This window comes from Flavobacterium acetivorans (assembly GCF_020911885.1).
Taxonomy (GTDB): domain Bacteria; phylum Bacteroidota; class Bacteroidia; order Flavobacteriales; family Flavobacteriaceae; genus Flavobacterium; species Flavobacterium acetivorans.
Genome location: NZ_CP087132.1, coordinates 2,907,900 through 2,932,953 on the forward strand (window position 1 = coordinate 2,907,900; position 25,054 = coordinate 2,932,953).

Below are 25,054 nucleotides of genomic sequence, written 5' to 3' on the forward strand. Positions count from 1 at the left end.
AGCGTACGGGTCACGTACTCGGCGGTTCGCAAAGAGATGGATTAAGTGAGATGTAAACATCGGTCAATGATTGATACCCTTTTTGTTTTAAGCGTTTCAAGGTTATGGTAGTTCCCAAGATTGGACTCTGAGCAATTGCCCAACCACCTTTGCGAGTTCGACTCCATGCATAGGCGTGGTCTTGATCAATTCCTAATCGAATTAGGTTTTTCCTTTTCCTCTCAGGTTTCTTCCAATCGTGCCAAATGCAGTATCGAAGTCGGTTTCTGAGCCAGCCATCTATATCCCGTAATTTCCCCATGATACTCGTTCCTCGAAAATAGTTTAACCATCCTCGTTGGATTTCGTTTATCTTGATAATACGGTCTTCTAGTTTGACTGGTGCAGTTTTGCGGCTAATACTTTTGAGCTTTTCTTTTAGTTTCTTCCAAGCCTTTTCTACTACTACCAACTGGTATTGGTTTTTGCTCCCTTTTTGATACGTAGGTACAAACCCAAATCCCAACAAGCTAAAGTTCACAGGACGTCTAATCCCGCTTTTATCAGCATTGATGGTAAGTTTGAGCTTCGTTTTCAAGAATTTGGCAATGACAACTGCCGTGGCTTTCGCCTGATTCTGCGATTTAGAGTAGATACTGAAATCATCGGCATAACGTACAAATTTTAGTTTACGTCTTGTCATTTCTTTGTCCAACTCATTGAGCAGGATATTAGACAATAACGGACTCAAGGGAGAACCTTGCGGAACGCCTTTTCTTCGTTTTTGTAGTTTGCCGTTAATCAGTATCGGTACTCGCAACCATTTACGCATCAGGCGCATCGTGGTTTTGCATTTCACTTTTTGGTACACCAAATTCAACAGCAAGCAATGGTCAACTTCATCAAAGAAATTTTTCAGGTCAATGTCCACAATGTGGTTCAATCCCTGATGGATGTATTCCCTCGCTTGCCCAACGGCTTGTCGGGAGTTTTTGCTGGGTCTAAATCCAAAACTGTTAGTACTGAATTCGGGTTCAAATAGTGGCGCTATAACCTGTGCTACGGCTTGTTGGAACACTCGATCGGTAGTGGTGGGAACTCCCAAAAGTCGTGTTTTTCCGTTGCCCTTGGGAATCTCAATGCCCAAAATGGCTTGTGGCAAGTAGTTTCCCTCTCTGACGGCTTCGAGCAATTGGTCTTTCCTTTGGGGAAATAGCATTTTAAGTTGACTTGTTTTTATACCATCAACTCCTGCGCTTCCTTTGTTGGAAATCACTTGCTCTACTGCTTTTTGCAGATTGTAAGGATGTACTACGCTCTCAATCATTTTGTTGTTTTAATCGTTTAACCTGTTCTTGTTTTTCAGGGCTATAACTTGCGTTATTCCGTTGAAAATTAAGAACCATTTTGCGTTCGGTCCTTCCTTGTTTGTGAGTCCTATGCGGTATCTATTCGCAACTCGTTGCCCCAAGTACTATGACCTCTGCTGACTTCTTGACATAACCAACTCGTGGTTGCCAAGACCTCCCCTGGTAAGAACTTTTTCCTTTGTCCAATCTCTGCGGCATCTACTGAAATACGATTTTGGTAACCTTCGGACGTTGCAATGGTGTGCTTGCTTATCCTCGTATAACAGCCTCTTATGCCGTTTCTGTTCGTCAGTACCGGACTTTGTCGTTTCGCTTCCTTCAGTTCTGGTTTCACAACTAACAACCTTGCGACGTACTAATGATTCGGGGTTTCAATCCGCTCATAAGGGACTTACACCCTCTGGAAAAATAACACTCTGCAAGTTTGATTTATAATCCGAAATTTGTATTTTTCAATTTTTAATCGAGCTTACAGAGTGTGTCCTGCTCATGCAGGGCACACACACACGCTACAAGCAATTTGGGCATTTGGCTTAATTTAAAGATGGTTTTGTATTTGGAATATTTGGCAAATCCGAAGAATGGTCTTAATTTAGTCCCAAACTACTTGTAGCGCGGGGACGTTATGCGGGAGTTGTGCGAAATTCGCAGACATAATCAATCCGAAAATAAACATTTGGTTCCGCAAGAAGTATACAAAGCAGAAGCGTGAAAGTTAGAACTTGCCAGCAGAAACTTGAAAAGTTGAAACCTAAAAAGTAGAAATGTAAAAATCGGAATTTTGACAAAACAACACAATTTAGATTTAGCAGAAAATAATTTTTTAGTGTTTGAAATATGAAACGGATATTAGCATTTGGATTTTTAAATAGTATAATACAAACTGTATTTTATTCCTTCCTCCTTGCATTAGTTTATTTAACGATAACGCCAAATCAAAAACTAGTTATAGGAACTATATTTCCTTTTATTATACTGGCTTTTTTCATCATCGTATTAATTCAAAACGTGTTAACTTCAATATTGAACAGAAAAACATTTACTTGGATATTTTTTATCTTGTCGGTAGGATTATTTTCGTTACCTATTTTTAATCCATTTAGAATTTTGATTTCGTTGTTGTTTTGTTTACTAATCGTTTTGATTTTATTAATCCCTATGTTTATTAAGAAGAAGTTTATAGCAATTGAAACGAAAAAAAGGGAATGAAATTAGCTGAGATTTGGGCAAGAATTGGGTTTTGTGCCTGCCGAAAATAGGCTGAAAATCGATTAATAATTGGAAATATCAGCTAGAAACAACCCCCGCATAACACACGCTACAAGCAATTTGGGTTTTAGGCTTAATGGGAAGTTGGTTTTGTTTTTCGGATGATTTGGCAAATCCGAAGAATGGGCTTAATTCAACCACAAACCCGCTGTAGTGCCAGAATGTTGTATGCTATTTTAACACAAAAAATGAAAAAACACATCATATTGTCATTATTTTTTTTATTTGTACTACTACTTTCTTCTTGTGAAAAAGTTTATATTACTAAACTTAGAAATTCTACGGAAACAGACTTAGTTTTAGAAATAATTCTTGATAAAGATTCTGTAAATAAATATAATAACCACCTAAAAGAATCTACAATAATTAGTTTTAATAATGGTGGTAAGCTTATAAAAATTGATTCGACAAATTATATTGCGACTTTCTTACTCAAATCTAAAGAAGAATATGCTTTCGAAGGCGGATTAGGTAAAAAACCTAAATTCACGGAAATTTCTAAAATTAATATTTATGGAAAAGAAACTTTGAGAATGAATTCTAGAGCAGAAATGTTTAAAAACTTTGAAGAAGAAAGTAATCGACAATATGTCCTAGAAGTTAAATAAAAAAGGTATACAACGGAGGTTTTTTATAGACTAACGTTAGGCGAACTTTAATACTGAACGATAGTCTATGAACTTAGTGATATTAATATTGATTTTTTCATTAATCCTAATTTGGGGATTATTCAGAACCAAAATCAAAGGAGTTATTGGAGAGAAAACTATTTCTTCAATCTTATATTTTTTAGATAAATCTAAGTATAAAGTCATTAATAATATTGTTTTAAAAACAGGTGAAATAACTTCACAAATTGACCATGTAGTAATTTCTGATTTTGGAATATTCGTTATTGAAACAAAAAATTACAAAGGCTGGATTCTTGGAGGTGAAAACTCGGAATATTGGACTCAAGTTATATACAAACGTAAAGAAAAACTTTATAACCCAATACGACAGAACTTAGGTCATATAAGAGCTTTAAAAAACTGTCTTACTGAATATCCAAATTTAGAATATAAGTCTATTATTGTTTTTTCCACAAAAGCAAAAATCAAAGTAAATACAATAACTGATGTAGTAAATTCATATCGACTCATAGCAACGATTAAAAGATACTCATGTGAAAACCTCATAGAAACTGAAAAAGAGAATATCTTCCAAAAAATCAATGCATTAAATTTGATTGATACATATGACAAACGCCAACATAATAAATCAATTAAACAAAGAATTCAAAAACGAGAGAATTCTATTCGAGAAAATCAATGTCCTCAATGTGGCGACAACTTAATAGTTCGCAATGGAAAATTTGGAAAATTTTTAGGTTGTGAATCCTACCCGCAATGTAAATTCATTAGAAATATTTGATTACATAAACTTCGCCTGGCTGGCGCATCTTGCTTGTGTTGATATTCCGTACAAAGGTCGCCTTTGATAACGGGAAATTCCGGTGATGTGTTGCATTCTTAAAAATAAGAATAATCTTCTTTTTATATAGGGATTTTGTTATATTTGAGGGTAATACAACGGAGGTTTTTTCACAGACTGACGTTAACTGTACGTTTCGTAAGACGTCAAACATACCATCACGATTAGTAATATTAGAATAATGCTTAAGTCTTAAAGTTATGAGAAAGGCTAGAATTAGTGGAACTGATGAGATTGTCCAAGCAGACGATCTACTCAAATTTTATCCAAATTACAACGACCTTATATTTGTTTGTATCGACGAAAAATGTTCTGTTCGAATGGCTCCAGCATGCATAAAGAAAAAAGATCACAGGAAGCCTCATTTCAAAAAATACAGAAATCAGGAACATATTGAAACCTGTGAATATGCCAAATTAAGCAAACTCTATCACCAAGGAAAAAATCAAAAACTGAATAAAACAGAAATCAAAAAAATTGGTTATCCGTCGGTTTTTATTTTAAACGAAGATAAACTTGAGGAACCGACAACATTTCAAGCCAAATATGGTAATGATGATGGTGTAACTGGTCGCGGTGACGGAATTACTAAAGTTTACGAGTTCGATGGCGAAAACGTAAAATTTGACAAAAGCAATAGAGTTCAAGGTATCGATAGAATCGTAGATTGGTATTTAGGGTTTCCTCACAATAGGGATGTGGAAATAGAGATAAATAGCGGAAGAATTCAATACCGTTATTTCTTTAAACATATAAAAGATTTCACAGATCCAGCAAACTTGCAAAATGAACGAATATTTTATGGCAGAATAATGTTATCAGAAATGAATAGAAATGTTTTTGATCGATATACAGAAAACGTTTTTTTTAAATTATTAGGTTACAAAGATAAAAACGAAAAAAATGTGTCCAACTATTCTGTGAAGATAGATAAGAATTCCATATCTAAACATAGTTTATCAAGACTCAAAAACAGATATAACCACTTGTTTGAAAGGGCATTTACGGAACATAAAAATAAAACGAGTGAACAAAATATAGGGCTATATCTCTTCGTCTATGGAAAACTTGATGAACATAATGACACTTTGTTAAATGTCAAACGACAATACATTACATTTAGGCATGATGAAGTTAGAAAAACAATTATTGAAGAGTAAACAATTACACAACAGTATTAAAAAGAAAGTATAAATTAAAAAACAAAACCTGCAGTTAATAGTTAGCGTTGCGTGCGCAGCAAGAATAATGAAACTCGGGTTGAACCGAACTGGAGGTGGTTTATAAAGAGGATAATTATAGCTTAAATCGCCTATATTTACTTTCTAATTAACAAAAATCAGTTCGTTTAGAGGTTTTTAGATGATCTGAGGTTAGTGGTAATGGTTGGAAATCGGTTCGAACAGACAAACAAGACTGAAAAAACATAAATTTGTAGCATATAAAAATAAAAATGGACAAACGATTTACGGACATCATTCAACTTATTAAGCAATCTCGGACGAATGCTATTAGAGCCGTAAATGCCGAACTGATTAACCTCTATTGGAACATAGGAGAATATATCAGTAAGAAGATTGAACAGTCGCAATGGGGCGGCTCTGTGGTAACAGAGTTGGCTAAATACATTCAACAAAATGAGCCTGAAATAAAAGGCTTCTCCGATAAGAATATTTGGAGAATGAAACAGTTTTACGAGACTTATAAGGACTTTTCAAAACTCGCAACGCTGTTGAGAGAAATTAGTTGGTCTCATAATTTGGCAATATTTTCAAGGTGCAAAACTGCTGAAGAAAGAGAATTTTATTTGAAACTATCCAAACAAGAACGTTACAGTGTCAGAGAACTCGACCGACAAATTTCGGCTAGCCTTTTCGAGCGTACAATTATAGGCAATTCAAAACTCTCGACAGCGTTGAGAGAAAGTAATAACGAACTAACAAACACTTTTAAAGACAGTTATGTGTTTGAGTTTTTGGGTTTACCTGAGACGCACAGCGAAAATGATTTACAACGAGGACTGGTAAGACAAATGAAGAATTTCATACTTGAACTTGGAAAAGACTTCTTATTCATAGGTGAAGAATACAAGTTGCAAGTTGGTAACAGCGATTTTTTCATCGACCTACTTTTCTATCACCGTGGATTACAATGCTTAGTTGCATTTGAACTCAAAGCAGACATGTTTAAGCCAGACCATTTAGGACAACTGAACTTCTACTTGGAAGCATTAGACCGAGACATAAAGAAACCAAATGAAAATCCGAGTATAGGAGTTTTATTGTGTAAGGACAAAGATAGTGAAGTTGTCGAGTATGCTTTAAGCAGAAGCCTCTCTCCAACAATGGTTTCAGAGTATAAAACACAACTTCCTGACAAAAAAATATTGCAACAAAAATTACACGAGCTGTTCGACAATGAAACAGATGAAAAATAAAACCACTACTGCCAATAGCCAGAGTTCGTTGGGCTTGAAAAGTCAATAATGAAACTCCTATTGAACGGAACCAGAAGTTGTGAGTCGTGAGAAGTGAATGGTGAGTGGGATTTTCGGTTTACCCCTTTCCGCCGCGGCGGAAGCCGAAAATGAGGGTGTAATTGTTTTTTAAGCCGCCCTTATATTTTTAGACCAGAAAATCCGGGCAAGGATTTGAGCGTTGGCCGGCGGGAGTGACCCCCCGAGTCGAGTGTGAAACACGAGCGGCTGGGGTCGCGATAGGGAAACCGAAACGCAGTGAGGTTCATCGAACACCAATAACAATAAGGGATTAGTGAGATAAATGCGCCCGAGATTTTCGGGATCAAAATATTGAGGCTTGATTTTTTTGTTACTTTTTTTATCAAGGAAAAAAGTAAAAATAGCTGCTATCCCCTACTCGTTCTAATATGTATGTCAAGCCATCCCTTATGGGGTCTATTATAAATGAGTAAGAAGAATTTCAAGAGGCCATTGCGCCTCTTTTATTATGCTCTATAATTAGGTATTACTAGCGGCAAACTACTGAAATACCAACCTATGTAAGTACGAAAAGTATCCAACAAATAGAAAGCCCGTTTGATAATTTGTAAGAAAAATTGAATATATTTGAAATATAATAATGTAGGAGGTTTATCACTACAATCTAAACAAAATTAGGTGTATAATAGCGACCACGTTATTACTATACACTAGTTATAAACAATTATAAAAAAAGAATATAGTCATGAAAGTATTTATTAGTTGGTCTGGTGAAAGGAGCCGAAAAGTAGCAGAATTACTTGACGACTGGTTGCAATGTGTAATTCAAGCTGCAGAGCCATGGATGTCAAGTAAAGACATTGATAGAGGTGCATTATGGTTTACTGAAATTTCAGACCAGCTTGCTGGAACGGGAATTGGAATTGTTTGCTTGACAAAGGAAAACAAAGTTAAACCATGGATTTTATTTGAAAGCGGTGCTCTAGCAAAAGGAATTTCTTCTAATAGGGTTTGTACATTATTAATTGATTTAAAACCGACAGATGTTGAAAACCCTCTAGCTCAATTTAACCATACAAAACCAAACAGAACAGGACTTTGGGAATTAGTTAGAACTATTAATGTTGCTCTAAAAGAAGAATCTTTAAAAGAAAGTATTTTAGAAAAAGTATTTGATACTTACTGGCCTCAATTTGAAGAGACTTTTAAACTTATTATTAAAGAAACCCCCGAAATGGAGGTAGAAGAAGTAAGAAGTGAAAATGACATACTGATTGAATTACTTTCTTCTGTTAGAGGAATGGATAGAAGAATGAGAATGGTTGAAAACAGAGAAATACATAATCTCAATAACCGTGAATTGGATATAAACAGAAGACGTCCAAGAGCTTCGGAAGCTGAAAAAATGATTATAGAAATGCTTGATTCTAATATGTCACCAGAAATTGTTCAAGAAATTATGGATGACAGAAGAGTTCCATTAACTTTTATAAAAGAAACGATTGAAAATTATTTAAAGAATAAATAACTGTTTAACAGCTAGAGTTTCGTTGGGCTTGAAAAGCCAACAATGAAACTCCTGTTGAACGGAACCGGTCACTGGCAGGTACTATGGAGTTATCGTAAAGTTTTGAGAGAGAATGTCAAGAGGATTTAGTGTCCTCTTTTTTTGTGGAGTGTAATCAGTACTACTAACAATAAAACTACTGAAATACAAATCCATGTAAGTTCGAAAGGCCTGTAGTGAATAAAAAGCCTGTTTAATGATTTGTAGGAATAATTTAATACATTTGAAAGAATAACAAAACGCAACCCAATAGCGTGTATACATTCTTTTCTGGGAGGCTATGCGCTACTTTGTAGCGCATATATACAAGTTAGCACCAATTTGAAAAAAGAGAACAATGACTACATTTAAAGGAGCAATGCGTTCATACGGAGCAGCAGTCCGAAGAATGGAACGAGAGCAGCAAAGACAAGCTCGTGAAGCGGCTAAAAGATTTAAAGAACAGCAAAAACTGCAAGAAATAGAGAATGCTCAACAAGCTGTATCTGACTGGGAGAGTTATGTAGAAACAATTCAATCAGTTCATAAGAATTGTACAGACCCAATAGACTGGAAACAAATTGAAGAAACTGAAAAACCAAACGAACCAATCCTTGAAACAAAAAATGAAGTTATCGCAAAAAATAAGTTAGCCAGCTTCAAGCCTTCTTTCTTTGACAAAGTTTTTGGTTCAACTCAAAAGAAAATAAATCGATTATCGCAACAAGTTGAACAGGCTCAACAAAAAGACCAAAAAGAATTTGATATTGCCTATAAAAATTATTTGGACGAGTTGAACAATTGGAATGAACTTCAAGAAATTAGTGCAGGAATCAAGAAAAAAGACCCTGAATCATATAAAAATGCACTTCAATATTTCGACCCATTTTCAGACATTGGAGAATTAGGAACTACAATAAGTTTCAACTTTGAAGAAAATCACATTGATATTGATTTACACGTAAACAGTTTAGATGTCATTCCCGATTATGAATTAAGACAAACTTCAACGGGAAAATTATCAAAAAAGAATATACCCAAAACACGATACAATGAGCTCTATCAAGACCATATTTGTAGTGCTTCAATGAGAATTGCAAGAGAAGTTTTTGCCTATTTACCAATTGACTATGCTCGAATTAATGCAATGGCTAAAATTGTTAATACAAAAACTGGACATTTAGAGGAGCAACCAATTTTATCTGTGATATTTCCACCTCAAACAATCGAGAGTTTAAACTTGGAAACAATTGACCCATCTGACAGCATGCAGAATTTTGTACACAATATGAATTTTAATAAAACAAAAGGTTTCTCAGTAATAGAAAAAGTAGAACTTCAAAAATAAAAACTGGTGCCAATAGCTAGAATTTCGTTGCGTGCGCAGCACGAACAATGGAGCATCTAACTGTTGTGAGCAGGTTTACCTAATGCGACGTCCTAAAATAAGTTAACTAAAAATTTAAAATGAAGCATCGAATAATATTTTTTTTAAAATTGTACTCAATAAGTCTTTTACTCTTCTTTCTTGCAATATTTATAATAACTTTTTATATTAAAAACGTTGGAGATAGGGAAAAAGTAATTACACATTTCCCTAAAATAGCTTTAAAAAATCAGTTTGGTCAACTAAAGACAATCGATGATTACAAAGGAAAATTAATACTTGTTGATTTTTGGTTTTCAGGTTGCAAACCTTGTCTTGAAGAAATGAAATTCTTTCCACAGCTATTAAAGAAACATGACGATTTAGTAATATTAAGCATGAGTGTTGATTCTCCAATGTGGACGCAAAGTCTATTAACCGAAAAAAGGAAACCTTGGGATTTTTTAGAGGCAAAAAATAATAATTGGACGTTCTATAATATAAATAATGAAAATCTTAAATTCTTTAAAGTGTCTTCATTTCCGACCTATTTTATAATAGATAAAAAAGGAGCTTTATTAGGCTCTCCTAAAAGTGGCCTATATGCCGTAGAAAACAAACTTGGTAATATTTTCACAGCCAATCTTTCGGTTGAAAAACATTTTAGTGCATATTCTAAAAAGGAGATTCTTAAAGTATTTCGTTTATATACAGTATTATTCTTTTTCTTTACGTTAATTTATGTTATTGTAAAATATTTTAAACGATATAAATCAAAAACCATGCACTAAAAGCTAAGTTTTCGTTGCGTGCGCAGCACGAGCAATGAAATGAAATTCACGGTCACCACAACATAATAAATACCAACCGTAAAGCTATGTTGAAGGGAACCGGAACTAGTGGGTCGTGACTACAATTTTCGGTTTATCCCTTCCCTAAAGGGAGCCGAAAATGAGGACGTATTTCTACTAAACTTTAAAAAAAGCATTTGTTGGCGGAAAATTCCGGTGATGTGTTGCCTTCTTAAAAATAAGAATAATCTTCTTTTTACTCAACTATTTTGTTATATTTGATGGTAATACAAAGGAGGTCTTTTCATTGACTGACGTTGGCAAACATTATAAAACGACCATGAAAATCACTAGAATACTTTTTATTGTTCTCCTGCTCTTTTCTACATTTCTATCATGCAGATCAAATAAAACGTTTCACAATCAAAATAGAGAATTCGGTGCGGTCGAAAATGAAAAGAAAATTGGCAAATGGAAATATTTTTATGAAAACGGGAACTTATATCAAATTGGTCGGTTTGCGAAGAATCAGGAAGCAGGTCTGTGGAAAATTTATCATGAAAATGGCAGTTTATCACAAGTTGGGCGATTCAAGAATGGGAAGCAAAATGGTAAATGGATTTTCTACTACAATGATGGAACATTACAAGGTAAAGGAAATTTAAATCAAGGAAAACTTATTGGAAAATGGGTTTGGTATCATGAAAATGGAACACTATACACGGAACGATCTTTTAAAAATGGAAAACTTGTTGAAATTATAAGTTCATTTGACGGAAACGGAAATACAATTAATAAAGGAACATTTTTGAAGGGAACCGGTTCAATGTACATTCATAATATTGAGGGCAAAATAATCGACAGCGTTAACTATAAATTTGGGGAAATCTTAAAATAACGTCTGCCAACAGCTAGAATTTCGTTGCCCCTCTAGCGCGAGCATCTTGCTCGTGCCCCTAAAGAAGTTACGGTTATATGCTCTGGATTTTTTACACAAACAATGCCTAATTTGCCAGGTAAAATAAATCTTTTTTTACATTTATATATAAAGACGATGGGTAGAAAATATAAGTTTGGAGAGAAAACGGGAGCTTATTTTGTGAGTTTTGCAACTAGATGCACGAGCTAGCAGGGGGATATATTTAGTACTACTTCCGAAATTTTAACATATTTTGCTTAAAAATTACATTCTTTGTTAAAGGTTATTTCCGATGTATCGCTATTCCAGTTCTTCTTTATATTTTCGGTACACACCCCTATAATTTTAATTATTAAAAGTTTTTAGCGTTAAATCCAATTATTAAAATAGAAAAACAAAAAGTGTTATGAGAAATATCCTGAGAATTGTATGTTTATTTACATTTTATAATTGTGTTGGGCAAACCAATGAAACTGATTTAGAAAAGAGAAAAAAGCAAGACCTTATCATTGGAGAACACCTTGGGAATGCTTGGAAACACATGCTGTTTTCAAAAGAATTTCAAGATAATATTGATTTAGGACTAAAAAAAGACAGTACTATTGCTTATCTATGGCAACAAAAAGCAATGCCGTATTTTAAATCAAGAAAATGTGAAATTGGCATGCCTTTCATTGATAAAGCTGTAAAATATGATGCCAAAAGATACCAACCCTATCGTGCATTTATCAAATGTATTTTTGCCAGAAATTACAAAGAGGCAATAATTGACTTTGAAGATTGTAAGAAAAAATGGGGAAATCAATATGAAATGGACCATACTTATGATTTTTATATTGCTTTGAGTCATTTACAATTAAATGAATTTGCAATAGCAGAGAAGCTGTTAGAAATTTATGTGAGTGATATGTTAAAAAAAAATGGCGAAGCTTGGGTTCATCCAACTGCATTGTTTTATTACGGTATTTCTAAATATGAACAACAAAAATATGAGGAGGCAGATATAATTTTTGATAGAGCTTTAGCAAATTATTCAACCTTAGCAGATGCTAAATACTATAAAGCAATTTGCCTCTCGAAATTGGGTAAAAATGAAGAATCCTTAAAATTAATGGAAGATGCAAAAGCAGATTTTAAAAAAGGATATACACTAAATGAAGATAATACGACTTTTGAAAGATACCCATATCAGGTAATATGGAAATAATTTTTTTTCCATTTTTCAAAAAACCAGATTCCACAGACTGCGGTTTCATTTGTCTACGAATGACTACTAAACAGTATTGGATATCAAGAAAGTATTTTCAAGAACAATGCATACTGTGAACTTAGAAGGTTACTAATAAGAATAACTCTTTTCGTCTTTGTGGATATTCCGCTGTAAAGGTCGCCACGATTCCTACGCTATTCGAGGTCTCCTGACCTCGAATTACTAGCAGTTGTCTTAAAGCTAATGACGTCGAATTGCATTCATCTTTGAGATCGCCGCTCTACATCCATCCCTTATGGGGTTTACGGTAAATGAGTAAGAAGAATTTTGAGAGGCTATTATGGCTTTATTTTTATGGTCTATAATCAGCAATTACAACCAGTAAAACTACATAAATCTACACCCATATTAGTGCGAAAAGCATATAGCAAATAAAGAGCGCCTTTGACAATTTGTAAGAAAAAATCAGTATATTTGATTTTGAATAAATACTGACGCTTGTCATACTATCTACCATAAATGGGTGGCTTTATATGGTTTTGTCATACGTATAAACAAGTTAACTGTAATTTTATAAAAACTATGCTTAATAAATTTCTGATAATTTTATCATTTCTTCCTTTTGTAAGTTTTTCACAATCAATTCAAAATACATATAACAATCTTCAAAAGCATTTAGAGATCAAAGATTTTACAACATCAGAAAAAATTGTTGACACTTTAATAAACTTAGAACCAAGCAACAATAATTGGATTATAAATAAGGCAGAAATAAATGCAAACCTTAATAATATAAAAAAAACGAATCAACTTCTAAGACAAGCTTTTAATCAAGGTTATTATGTGTATGATAATTATTCTAATGAAAATGGAATTTTATATAAAAAACTTAATAAAACTAAAGAATATAATTCTTTGCTAAGTGATATAAAAACTTACTTGCATCAATTTAAGCAAAAAGAAAATACACAAACTATATCAGCAAAGGTTCCTGAAATAATGGAATGTTACGCGATTATGCTTTATTTAATTAATCCAAAGCACACACTAATTAATACAGCATTTCAGAATCATCCTTATTTCAAAAAAATAGACATTTATTTTTCAGAACATAAAAACAATATCAATCTAATTGAATTGAGTAAACTTTATCCAGGAAAATTTGAGGATTGGATTGTCAATATGAAGGCACATCATAACTTAAGAAGTTTTTATTTTTATGATAAATTTGATACATCAAAAATAGTTAGCTTACCTATTGAGGAAAATAAAATTGTAGCTAATTTAGTTTCTCAATTCGCAAAAGACACTAATTTTTTGAAGTTTTATGATGAAAATAAAGAATTCTATGATGCAATGAGTTCCATTATTCTAACGAACTATTCTTTTGGAAATGAAATTATTCCGTTTTTTAATAAAAACTTCAATAAAAAAATTAACAAGTTCAATATCTTTTTCACTCCGATTTACAGTGGATGGCAACATGGACCAAGTGTCATAATTGATGATTACATCGAAAGTTTTTATTTCGGTGGAATCATGTATGTAGAAAGCAAAGAATTCTATTATCCCGATTCATACTTTTTATTCACTTTAATTTCTGAATTTGACCATGCTCCCATTAATAAGATTTCGAGTAATTATAATGAAAAGTTCGAATCACTAAAAGAAAAATATTTGCTTTTATCGAACGGAAAAAATGTATCTTATTCGAAACTAAAAGATGCAACAAATGAATACTTAACTTGGGCGTTTGCTCTTCATTTTTTTTATGAAAATAAAGAATACGATTACTTACTATTAGAAAAAATGATAATTGATGATATGGAGAAATACCGAGGTTTCATCCGTTTTGGCGAGTTTTGGAGTTTTTACAAAGAAGAATATATCAACTCCAAAAAATACCAAAATATAGATCAATTTTATCCGCAAATTATATCTTGGTTAAGTAATCTAAAATAAAAACTTCCGCTAATAAGCAAGACTTCATGCGGTCTGCAAGACCCAGCAAGAAGTCGCTGTTGAACGAAAGCCGTCAGTATTAGCTTTGGGGAGCTTAATGGGCGTTTCAACTTATGGGGATTGCTTTCGTATTTTACTTTTTACAAATCAAACTCTGAATCGGAATTCGGAGTTTTTTTATGGGCTTATTTGTTTTTTTGGGTCATTTTTTCTGTTTTTAAAGGAAGAAGTTATTCTTTTTATGTGTTTTAAGTCACCTTAGGGCATAGGTATCCCCATTCCGATATCGAAATTTTTTAAAATACAGTGCTTAAATCTTTTTTGTCAATCTTTTTTAGTTGGTTTGGAGGCGGTTTATTGGGTGGTATTTTCTCGATGGTTTTCATGGTCTCGGTTTGACAATGCGAACACATTTTTGGATTAAAATGCAATTTTTCTTTTGCCAATTCCTGCCATGATTTTTTCTTCCTCCCGTTTACTTTCAGTTGCTTTTTACTATGTTTGTAGATTATACCAATAATTAATTGCCGCTTTTACAAGATGCTTCAAAACCAATCCTTAATCCCTGATATAAAAGCAATTATTGCTACTGCTAAAGACAAAGCAATTAGAGCCGTTGACAATGAACGAACTTTAATGTATTGGAATATTGGTAAACGTATTTTTGAAGAAGAACAGCAAGGTAAAGACAGAGCAGATTACGGAACCTACCTAATTAAATTTCTTGCTGAACAATTACAACCTGAATATGGCAGTGGTTTTTCGTATCGTCAATTAAATCAATATCGCCAGTTTTACCGCAGCTTTCCAATTGTGTCCGCACTGCGGACACAATTGAGTTGGACACAATACAAATCCCTTTTAGCGATTGACAATCAAGATAAAAGAGAGTTTTATATTGCCGAAAGCGTGAAAAACAATTGGACTTCAAGACAACTCGAACGCCAAATAAACAGCAGTTTATACGAGCGCCTTTTAATGAGTACTGATAAAGAAAGTGTATTGGCAGTAGCCAAAAACGAAAAAGTACCTTCAGACGCCAGAGAGATTATAAAAGATCCAATGTATTTAGAATTTCTAGGTCTGAAGCGTGAAGCGGCCTACTATGAAAAAGATTTGGAGCAAGCCATTATAACCCATCTGCAAGACTTTTTATTAGAATTAGGGAACGGCTTTTCATTTGTGGCAAGACAAAAACAAATCCATATTGAAGGCGATGAATTTTTTGTAGACTTGGTTTTTTACAACCGTCTACTACAATCTTTTGTAATCATCGAAATAAAAACGCACAAACTCACACATCAGGATATCGGACAATTACAGATGTATGTAAACTATTATGACAGAGTAGAAAAACTATCATATGAAAATCCAACTATCGGCATTTTGCTTTGTGCTAGCAAAAACGGCGGAGTAGTGAAATTCACCTTGCCGGAAAACGAAAAAAATATAGTGGCTAGTCAATACGAATTATACCTGCCAACAGAGAAGCAATTACTGGAAGAAGTAAACAAAGAGTTGGAAAACTTTCGAGAAGATAAATCAAATAATTAATCAATCTAACACCAATAACAATAAGGGATTAGTGAGATAAATATTCCCGAGATTTTCAGGACAAAAATATTCAGGCTTGATTTTTTTGTTACTTTTTTTATCAAGGCAAATCGAAGATTATTTCATCCGTTCGCCTTTCAGGCTTGGGTCAGCGAACACCACTTATAATAAAAGTTAAGTGAGCTAAAAAAGTAAAAATAGCTGTTATCCCCTACCCGTTCTATTATTTATATCAAGTCATCCCTTATGGGGTCTATTATAAATGAGAAAGAAGAATTTAAAGAGGCCATTGGGTCTCTTTTTTAATACTCAATAATCATGATTACTAGCAGTAAAACTACTGATATGTAGATCTATATAAGTACGAAAAGCAACCAACAAATAAAAAGCCCATTTGATGATTTGTAAGAAAAATTGAATATATTTGAAATACAATAATGTACGACGTTTATCACTACAATCTACCCAAAATTAGGTGTATAATAGCGACCACGTCATTACTATGTACTAGTTGTGCTACATTCTATGTCAAAATTGCGAAAAATGAACTTTTTATCCAAAGTCAACTGTTTTAAGTAAATAATTTGTTAATTTGCGGTGTGGAAAAGATAGGTCACATAGAAATTAGAATTACAGGCTCAAAAGGTAATATTGAGCTTTCTCCTGATAATTATGATATTCGGGAAATTATCTCTATTCTTGAAAATGCAGAAAACTTACTTTATCCTGGAGACAAAAAAGAAAGACCGCTGATTACATATAATATTGAAAAAGGTTCTGTAAAACACATACTTAAAACCTCAATACAATTTGTTATTGGTTTTAACGCAATAATTGGTCAAGTAAACGATGTCCAAGATATTGATTTTCTTGACTTATCAACTGCAAAAGCATTTGAAAATTTACAAAACATTGCAGTAAAAAAAGATTATTCTTTTAGTATAAAAACTTCTTTAGAAAACACAAACGAAATAAAAGTTGATAGAACAACTCGCTACATTAGAACAGAAGCGATTTGGGCTGATGCAGAATTCTATTTCTATGGAAAAATAACAAATGCTGGCGGAAAAGATAAAGCAAATATCCATTTACTTACTTCTGAATTTGGTACTATTCGTATTCAAACCCCTATTAGTTTTTTAGAAGATTATGAAGAAAACTTACTTTATAAGTCTATAGGAATTAGAGCTTTAGGGAAACAACATTCCTCTACTGGAGAAGTTGATACTTCAACATTAAAGTTTTTAGAATTGGTTGACTATCAACCAAAATACGATGACTTATATTTAAAAGGACTTAGAGAAAAAGCTAAAAAATCTTGGTTAGACGGAATTGATCCTGATACTTGGTTAAAAGAAATTAGAGGAGGTTATGATACATAAATCAGTTCTGTTAGACACAAGTTTCTTTATTAGATTTTTAAACGATAACGACCCATTATTTAAAAATGCTGATGCGTATTTTCGTTATTTCATTAAAGAAGAAATAACTATGATGATTTCAACAATATCAATTGCAGAATATTGTGTCGGTGGAGATATTCATGAATTACCTTTGAGAAATTTACAAATTATTCCTTTTAATTTAGACCATTCAAAGAAAACAGGAGAATTTGCTAGAATCATTTTTAAAAACAAAGGAAAATTAAAACTGAATGAAAGAAATATAATTCCAAACGACACCAAACTATTTTCTCAAGCTGATTGTGAAAAAACAGTCGAATATTATCTATCTTCAGACAGTGAAAGTTTAAAAATTTACAATCTACTAAAAGAAGAAGTAAATCCTAAATTCACTTTTATTGATTTAAAGGTTCCTCATCACGAAGTTTTTGGTTTACTTGATTTGTAAAATTAAAGAACGATCGCACAATAGCTAGAGTTTCGTTGGGCTTGAAAAGCCAACAATGAAACTCCTGTTGAACGGAACCGATTAGATGTCCGTCAACTATGGAGTTATCGTAGAATGAGTTTTAGAATTTCAAGGGGACCTATAGTCCTCTTTTTTTTGAAGTAGTTTTTCAGTTGGTTTTAATGTGTTTTTCCTTCACTTTCGGGTATAAGTTTCCGTTTTACCCCCGCCCTTATAGTTGCCAGACTAGAAAATCCGGGCAAGGATTTGAGCGTTGGCCGGCGGGAGTGACCCCCGAGTCGAGTGTGAAACACGAGCGGCTGGGGTCACGATAGGAAAACCGAAACGCAGTGAGGTTCATCGAACACCAATAACAATAAGGGATTAGTGAGATAAATGCGCCCGAGATTTTCAGGACAAAAATATTCAGGCTTGATTTTTTTGTTACTTTTTTTATCAAGGCAAAAAGTAAAAGATTGGAATCATCCCCTACTCGTTCTATTATTTATATCAAGCCATCCTCCTATACTTGAAAAACGCATTTATTGTCGGGAAATTCCAGTGATGTGTTGCATTCTTAAAAATAAGAATAATCTTCTTTTATAGAGGGATTTTGTTATATTTGAGGGTAATGTAACGGAGGTTTTTTCACAGACTGCCGTTGTGAGTAACCCAAAAAGAAACATCGTGCAAAAAAGATACGAAATATTAAAATCCTTACCAGTTTATGGAGAATTGTATATTCCAATTTCAGAAGACAATGAACCTTTTTATTCTGAAGGATTTGCAGTGAGGTTTTTCAAAAAAGATGGTAAAAGCTGGGATGCGAATTTCAAACTTGGTTGGACAGGTTTTAATGCTGTTTATGAATTCAATAATGAGAATTTTATTTTGGTAATCGCCGGAGGTACAGGTTATTTAATAAACCCTGAATCCACTATACCTATAAATGTTTTTGGAGTTGGATTCTTAAGCGCAATAAAATCCGAGAATAATAAAATTATATTGCAAGATATAACTGATTTGACGATTATTGAACCTACTGGTGAAAAATGGCATACTGAAAGAATATCTTGGGATGGAATTAAAGATTTAAAACTTGAAGGAAATATTGTGAGTGGTCTTTCATTTGACCCTATAAATGACCGTGATGAATGGGTTGAATTTATAGTTAATCTCGAAAATCGAAATGTTCAAGGTGGAAGTTACAGACAGTATGAAATCAAATCTATTGAACGAAAAAACAAGTGGTGGAAATTTTGGTAAATGGGCTTACTCACAATCGAGACAGCTCCGCCAGCAACTGACGGAGTGCGCCTCTCACGCATCCCCTACCCGTTCTATTATTCATATCAAGTCATCCTCCTAAACTTGAAAAACGCATTTGTTGGCGGGAAATTCCGGTGATGTGTTGCATTCTTAAAAATAAGAATAATCTTCTTTTTATATAGGGATTTTGTTATATTTGAGGGTAATACAACGGAGGTTTTTTCACAGACTGACGTTGTGCGTCATTTTTGACGAAACGTGGAAAAAACAAAAAACAACAATTATGATTAAATATAACAAAATCAAAACGAACTATTTAATACTTATTTTATCATTTTTATTTAATTCTTGTGTTGGACAAATTACAGAATCAATACCAGTTAAAATTTCAAAAATTCATAAAGATAGTATTAGTCTAAAGGCAGAAACGCAACCTGAATATAGAAATAGTGTACATGATAAAGATTACCAAGGAAACCAAATAAGTGGTGTTATTCGAACTGTTTTTCAAGACAGCAAAGGAAATTTTTGGTTTGGAACACAATCTGGTCTTAGTCGTTATGATAAGAATGGACTTGTTTATTTTGTACTAAAAGATTACAATGGACAAAAAGTAACAGTTCATGTCATTATTGAAGATAAAATTGGAAATATCTGGATAGGTTATGATCGTGGCATTGCAAAATTTGATGGTAACTATTTTACAATGTATTATGAAAATGAAACCAAGAAAATTGGTGGTCTTTGGAGCATGACAATGGATAAAAAAGGAATGCTTTGGGTAGGAACAACTCAAGGTGTTTATACATTTGATGGAGAGAAATTTTCGCCGTTTGAAATTCCTGAAGGAAAGATAAATCCCGATGTGGGAATTAGTACAACCAAAATGATTCATTCCATTATAGAAGACAGTAAAGGTAAAATGTGGTTTGCAACGAATGGAGGTGTATATATTTATGATGGAACTACTTTAACAAACCTATCTGAAAAAGAAGGTCTTCAATCTAATTTTGTGGGTCAAATAATTGAAAGTAAAGATGGAAATTTTTGGATTTCGACCTCCAAAGGACTTTATAAATACGATGGAAACACTGTTATAAATGTAACTGAAAACCTATTAAACAAAAATGAAGGAATTGGTTGCATTTTAGAAGATAATAACGGTACACTTTGGTTTAATGCAAACAAACGTGACATTTATAGTTACAGCAACAAAGTATTCACTAAAATTGAAAGTAAAGAAGGTGAATTTAAACCTTTCCCATTTACTATTTATCAAGATAAACAAGAACGCATTTGGTTTGTTGGTCTTAAAGGCGCTTATCGCTTAGAAAATAATGCGTTTATAAATGTAAACAGAAATGGACCTTGGTAAAATTTAAAACGAACGCACAACAGCTAAGATTTCGTTGCGTGCGCAGCACGAACAATAAAATTCCTGTTGAACGGAACCGATTACATGTCCGTCAACTATGGGGATTACGATAAATGAGTAAGAAGAATTTCAAGAGGCCATTGCGCCTCTTTTTTTATGGTCTATAATCAGGTTTACTAGCAGTAAAACTACTGAAATGTAAATCTATATAAGCACGAAAGGGCTACGGTGAATTAAAAGTGCTTTTAATGATTTGTAAGAAAAATTGAATATATTTGATTTTGAATAAAGTATGGTAGCTGTCACGCCTATCTACCTAAAAGTAGAGTGATAGGCCTGATTTTTACTGCCTACAATCTGCGACGAATTTTTAACTTGATTGACCACAATCTATTAAAACAATATCTAAAAGTATTGGCTTTACATTTTGGTACTCTGAAAGCGATTTTTGAAGCTTTTTATGGCCTATTTTATTTTAATAATCATAAAGCGACTTTTGCCAGAAAGAATTTTAATTGTAGTTTAAATCATATATATTTACTCAATGATTAACCAAATAAAGTTCGTGTAAAGGTTTTTAGACGAACTGACGTTAGCAGCAAACTTTACCTAAACTACTGAAGACAAACTACTTGATCTTGACAATGACTTTTCCTTTAGCACGACCACTTGAAACGTAGTACATTGCTTCGTTCATTTGCTCAAACGAAAATACTTTGTCAACGACAGGACGAATGACACCTGTTTCAATCAATTTTCCAATTTCTGACAACTGTCTTCCATTTGCTTGCATAAACAGAAACGAATAATCAACATTGAGTTTTTTCGCTTGTTTCCTGACCTTGTAGCTTAAAAAGAAAATCGCTGTTTTCATAAACCACGACAAACCAATTTCTTTTGCAAAAGCAGTATCAGGTGGACCTGAAATAGAAATGACTTTTCCACCTGGCTTCAAAATTCGCAACGACTTTTCAAGAGTTTTTTCGTCTTGACTGTTCAACACCAAATCGTAATCTTTCAAAATGGTTTCAAAATCTTGCGTTTTGTAATCAATCACAACATCAGCTCCAAGGCTTTTTACTAACTCAAAATTATCGGCACTTGTAGTTGTGGCAACAGCGGCGCCCAAATGTTTCGCCATCTGGATGGCAATCGTTCCGACACCGCCTGAACCTGCTTGTATAAAAACTTTCTGACCTTTTTTAAGATTTGCTTTTTCAACAAACGCTTGCCAAACCGTTAATGCAGCCAACGGAAAAGAAGCTGCTTCTTCCATTGAAATAGTTGCGGGTTTCAAGGCAACATCGTTTTCATTGACAGCAATGTATTCGGCAAATGTGCCGATACGAAAATCGGCAGGACGAGCAAAAACGTCATCGCTCATTTTGAAACGACTGACTTTTGAGCCAACGCCAATAACCGTTCCCGCAACATCGTGTCCCAAAATCAATGGAAATTTGTAAGGCAACAACAACTTAAATTCGCCACTTTTTAGTTTGGCATCTAACTGATTGATACTTGCCGAATTGACTTGAATTAAAACTTCGTTTTCTTTGGCAACAGGCTTTGGAACTTCTGTTAGTTGAAGTTTGTCTTCCTTCCTGTAACGGTTTATTGTGTATGCTTTCATCTTGTTTTTTTTTATTGTAAATATTTTTCTGCTTTCTTTGGATTAACCAAGCTGAAAGCCAATTTCGGAAAAATACGATTAAGGTAATAGAAAGTACCTGTATAACCCATACGAATTGTGTATTGGTCTTTTTGCAATCCTGCAATCAATCCTTTTATCAATTTTTCGGGGCTCATTTTTTTTACTTTTCGGTGTGCTATAAGTTCAGTTTCTACTGCAGGAGGCAACAACTCAAATACTTTTACATTACTGTTAGCAATTCGCAAATGCTCACGAAGCGACTTTGTGTAAAACGCCAAAGCAGTTTTTGTTGCCGAATAAGTTGCTTCAAGCAATGACGGAACATAACTTAAAACGGAAGTTGTGTTGATAATCGCACTTTCTTTTTTTGATTTCAGCATATCCAAAAAAAGATTGTTCAGACGAATAACTGCCAAGTAATTTATGTTCATTTCATATTCCGCCCCTTCAAAATGTTTGTCGCTTGCAACACTTAAATTTGACGGCATTACGCCAACACCTGCATTGTTGTATAGAATATCAATTCCGCCCAAACTCTTAACTTGATTGTAAAGCGAAATCGCATCTTCTTCATTCGCAACATCGCTTTTTATCGCAATTACATTGGGATACAGTTTTTTTGCCGAATCTAATTTGTCTTGACTTCTGCCTGTTATGATAACTTTTGCACCAATTTCCAAGAATTGTTTTGTGGCTTCAAGTCCAATACCAGCACTACCACCAGTAATCAATATTGTTTTGTTTCTTAAGTCCATATTTTGCTTTGAGTTTATTTATTTATTTGTAAATTTGCTTGCGATTTGCAAGTACAAAGATATCAAACAACTTTTAATTTGCAAGTGGTTTTTAAGAATAAATTATGAAAAACACTAAAAAAAGGTCAGATTGTCCCGTTAGTTCTTCCCTTGACATTTGGGGAGACAAGTGGTCGTTGCTAATTGTGAGAGATTTAATGTTCGCAAAACAATGCACTTATGGTGACTTTTTGAAATCAGACGAAAAAATTGCGACCAATATTTTGGCTTCACGACTTCAAACGCTTGAAGAAAACAAAATCATTACAAAATCAGACCACCCAGAAAGTAAAGCGAAAGTTTTATACAAACTGACACAAAAAGGAATTGATTTATTGCCTTTAATGATTGAAATAAATTTGTGGGCGGAAAAGTATTATGACTTACCAGCCGACAGAAAAGCAATGTTGAAAGAAGTGAAAAAGGACAAAGAAAAATTTATTAAAACAGCAACCAAAGACTTGAAAAAAAGCAGCAGCTAATAGCTAGAATTTCGTTGCGTGCGCAGCACGAACACCCGAGTCCCGATAATTATCGGGACGAACGGACGTAGTAATGAAATTCCTGTTGAACGGAACCGGAGGTTGTGAATGGTGAGAAGTGAGTTGTGAATGGTGAGTGGAATTTTCGGTTTACCCCCTTCCCTAAAGGGAGCCGAAAATTTAAGACGTGATTTCTTTTAAGCCGCCCTTATATTTTTAGACCAGAAAATCCGGGCAAGGATTTGAGCGTTGGCCGGCGGGAGTGACCCCCGAGTCGAGTGTGAAACACGAGCGCCTGGGGTCACGATAGGGAAATAGGCCTGAGATTTTCAGGACAAAAATATTCAGGCTTGATTTTTTGTTTCTTTTGCATCAAGGCAAAAGAAAAAGATTGGCTTCATTCCCTACTCGTTCTATTATTTATATCAAGCCATCCCTTATGGGTTTTACGATAAATGGGTTATAAGAATGTCAAGAGGATTTCGCATCCTCTTTTTTTATGGTCTATAATCAGGTATTACTAGTGGTGAAACTACTGAAATGCGGATCTATGTAAGTACGAAAAGTCTGCGGTGAATAAAAAGTCCATTTGATGCTTTGTAGGAATAAAGTAATATGTTTTATTTTAAATAAAATATGTATCTTGTCATACCTATATACAAGTGAATGGCAACCAAAACGACCTCTTATAATTAGAGCATATATTAATCTGCATATTTTCCGGAACTTTGTAGTGTTATGGCAAAAATAAATGTACAAGACAGAGAAATTACTATTATTGCGTTTGAAGAACGAGATTATATTTCGCTTACGGATATGGCAAATGCCAAAGAAGGCGCAAGCCGAGCAGCTGATGTAATAAAAAATTGGATTAGAACCCGTTATACACTTGAATTTTTGGGGACTTGGGAGCAAATCAACAATCTCAATTTTAAAGTGGTGGAATTTGACCACTTTAAAATGCAGGCAGGTTTACCAAGTTTTGTATTGAGCGTTTCGGATTGGATTGAGAAAACAAATGCCATTGGAATAATCGTAAGAAAAGGTAAATATGGAGGAACGTATGCCCATAAAGATATTGCCTTTGAATTTGGTTCCGCTATAAGCGTTCCGTTTAAACTGTATTTGATAACCGAATTTCAACGACTAAAGGAAGAAGAACAAAGGCAATTAGGTTGGACAGCAAAACGAGAATTAGCTAAACTCAATTATCACATTCATACGGATGCCATTAAGCACAATTTGATACCGCAAGAACTTTCATCTGCACAGACATCAGTCATTTATGCAAATGAAGCGGACGTACTGAATGTTGCACTATTTGGAATTACAGCCAAGCAATGGCGAGAAGTAAATCCCGATTTGAAAGGTAATATCCGTGACTATGCGACAATCAACGAACTGATTTGTTTGTCAAATATGGAAAATCTAAACGCTGTTTTCATCAACGAAAAAATCCCACAAAAAGAACGATTGATAAAACTGAATAAAATTGCAATCCAACAAATGGGTATATTGCAGGACGTTGAAAAACGGAAACTATTAAAATAACAATAAGAATAGTCCATGCTTTTGGTAGCACATTTGCAATTCGCTCCAACCAACTGCACAAAGGCAAAATTGCAATAGACCCAACGCAGTACGAAAAGGAGAAAACCAAAGCGATAAAAAGAAGGGAGGTCTCATAACAGTTAGAGTTGCGTGCGCAGTACGAAAAATGACAGCTGCTGTTGAA

20 protein-coding genes are annotated in these 25,054 nt (G+C 33.8%); 17 read left to right on the forward strand and 3 right to left on the reverse strand.

All coding sequences use genetic code 11. The features are described 5' to 3' along the window. Positions 1-10: 10 nt before the first annotated feature. Positions 11-1,306 carry a group II intron reverse transcriptase/maturase gene (gene ltrA / locus LNP19_RS12590; protein ID WP_230061897.1) on the reverse strand — a complete coding sequence of 432 codons (1,296 nt, stop codon included), beginning with the start codon at positions 1,304-1,306 and terminating at the stop codon, positions 11-13. Between the two features lie 1,434 nt (positions 1,307-2,740). Between ltrA and LNP19_RS12595 the strand changes: the two genes are divergently transcribed. The 15 genes from LNP19_RS12595 to LNP19_RS12665 all read left to right on the forward strand — a co-directional run bounded on the left by LNP19_RS12595 (position 2,741) and on the right by LNP19_RS12665 (position 20,392). Continuing rightward, a complete protein-coding gene (locus LNP19_RS12595) occupies positions 2,741-3,226 on the forward strand; it encodes a hypothetical protein (protein ID WP_230062265.1) in 486 nt (161 codons plus the stop codon). Positions 3,227-3,293: 67 nt separating this feature from the next. Next, on the forward strand, positions 3,294-4,031 hold the full coding sequence (locus LNP19_RS12600) for an NERD domain-containing protein (protein ID WP_230062266.1): 738 nt from the start codon (positions 3,294-3,296) through the stop codon (positions 4,029-4,031). Positions 4,032-4,291: 260 nt separating this feature from the next. Continuing rightward, the gene (locus tag LNP19_RS12605; RefSeq protein WP_230062267.1) at positions 4,292-5,251 is read left to right on the forward strand and encodes a hypothetical protein; all 960 of its coding nucleotides are present in this window, start codon (positions 4,292-4,294) and stop codon (positions 5,249-5,251) included. A gap of 293 nt (positions 5,252-5,544) precedes the next feature. Then, positions 5,545-6,528, forward strand: a complete 984-nt coding sequence (locus tag LNP19_RS12610; protein ID WP_230062268.1) for a PDDEXK nuclease domain-containing protein — start codon at positions 5,545-5,547, stop codon at positions 6,526-6,528. A 766-nt stretch (positions 6,529-7,294) separates the two neighbouring features. Further along, positions 7,295-8,077: a toll/interleukin-1 receptor domain-containing protein gene (locus LNP19_RS12615; protein ID WP_230062269.1), complete on the forward strand. Its 783-nt coding sequence runs from the start codon at positions 7,295-7,297 to the stop codon at positions 8,075-8,077. 376 nt (positions 8,078-8,453) lie between these two features. Then, entirely contained in the window at positions 8,454-9,443 is a 990-nt protein-coding gene (locus LNP19_RS12620) for a selenoprotein S family protein (RefSeq protein WP_230062270.1), read from the forward strand. A 119-nt stretch (positions 9,444-9,562) separates the two neighbouring features. Then, positions 9,563-10,252, forward strand: a complete 690-nt coding sequence (locus LNP19_RS12625) for a TlpA family protein disulfide reductase (protein ID WP_230062271.1) — start codon at positions 9,563-9,565, stop codon at positions 10,250-10,252. A 340-nt stretch (positions 10,253-10,592) separates the two neighbouring features. Beyond that, the gene (locus LNP19_RS12630) at positions 10,593-11,150 is read left to right on the forward strand and encodes a toxin-antitoxin system YwqK family antitoxin (RefSeq protein ID WP_230062272.1); all 558 of its coding nucleotides are present in this window, start codon (positions 10,593-10,595) and stop codon (positions 11,148-11,150) included. A gap of 427 nt (positions 11,151-11,577) precedes the next feature. Then, positions 11,578-12,378, forward strand: coding sequence for a tetratricopeptide repeat protein (locus LNP19_RS12635; protein WP_230062273.1), 801 nt, complete (start codon positions 11,578-11,580; stop codon positions 12,376-12,378). 522 nt (positions 12,379-12,900) lie between these two features. Then, the gene (locus LNP19_RS12640) at positions 12,901-14,343 is read left to right on the forward strand and encodes a DUF4932 domain-containing protein (RefSeq protein WP_230062274.1); all 1,443 of its coding nucleotides are present in this window, start codon (positions 12,901-12,903) and stop codon (positions 14,341-14,343) included. Positions 14,344-14,883: 540 nt separating this feature from the next. Beyond that, entirely contained in the window at positions 14,884-15,897 is a 1,014-nt protein-coding gene (locus LNP19_RS12645; RefSeq protein WP_230062275.1) for a PDDEXK nuclease domain-containing protein, read from the forward strand. A gap of 599 nt (positions 15,898-16,496) precedes the next feature. Then, the gene (locus LNP19_RS12650; protein WP_230062276.1) at positions 16,497-17,279 is read left to right on the forward strand and encodes a hypothetical protein; all 783 of its coding nucleotides are present in this window, start codon (positions 16,497-16,499) and stop codon (positions 17,277-17,279) included. Beyond that, positions 17,269-17,748, forward strand: coding sequence for a type II toxin-antitoxin system VapC family toxin (locus LNP19_RS12655; protein WP_230062277.1), 480 nt, complete (start codon positions 17,269-17,271; stop codon positions 17,746-17,748). Before LNP19_RS12650 ends, LNP19_RS12655 begins: the two co-directional genes overlap by 11 nt. A gap of 687 nt (positions 17,749-18,435) precedes the next feature. Beyond that, positions 18,436-19,014, forward strand: coding sequence for a hypothetical protein (locus LNP19_RS12660; RefSeq protein WP_230062278.1), 579 nt, complete (start codon positions 18,436-18,438; stop codon positions 19,012-19,014). A 286-nt stretch (positions 19,015-19,300) separates the two neighbouring features. Continuing rightward, positions 19,301-20,392, forward strand: coding sequence for a ligand-binding sensor domain-containing protein (locus LNP19_RS12665; protein WP_230062279.1), 1,092 nt, complete (start codon positions 19,301-19,303; stop codon positions 20,390-20,392). A gap of 628 nt (positions 20,393-21,020) precedes the next feature. Here the strand turns inward: LNP19_RS12665 and LNP19_RS12670 are convergent. Beyond that, positions 21,021-22,022, reverse strand: a complete 1,002-nt coding sequence (locus LNP19_RS12670) for an NADP-dependent oxidoreductase (protein ID WP_230062280.1) — start codon at positions 22,020-22,022, stop codon at positions 21,021-21,023. A gap of 11 nt (positions 22,023-22,033) precedes the next feature. After that, entirely contained in the window at positions 22,034-22,798 is a 765-nt protein-coding gene (locus tag LNP19_RS12675; RefSeq protein WP_230062281.1) for an SDR family oxidoreductase, read from the reverse strand. A 104-nt stretch (positions 22,799-22,902) separates the two neighbouring features. Here LNP19_RS12675 and LNP19_RS12680 point away from each other — a divergent pair, with 104 nt between their 5' ends. Further along, on the forward strand, positions 22,903-23,319 hold the full coding sequence (locus tag LNP19_RS12680) for a winged helix-turn-helix transcriptional regulator (RefSeq protein ID WP_230062282.1): 417 nt from the start codon (positions 22,903-22,905) through the stop codon (positions 23,317-23,319). Positions 23,320-24,057: 738 nt separating this feature from the next. Then, positions 24,058-24,870 carry a KilA-N domain-containing protein gene (locus LNP19_RS12685; protein WP_230062283.1) on the forward strand — a complete coding sequence of 271 codons (813 nt, stop codon included), beginning with the start codon at positions 24,058-24,060 and terminating at the stop codon, positions 24,868-24,870. The last annotated feature ends 184 nt before the right edge of the window (positions 24,871-25,054 follow it).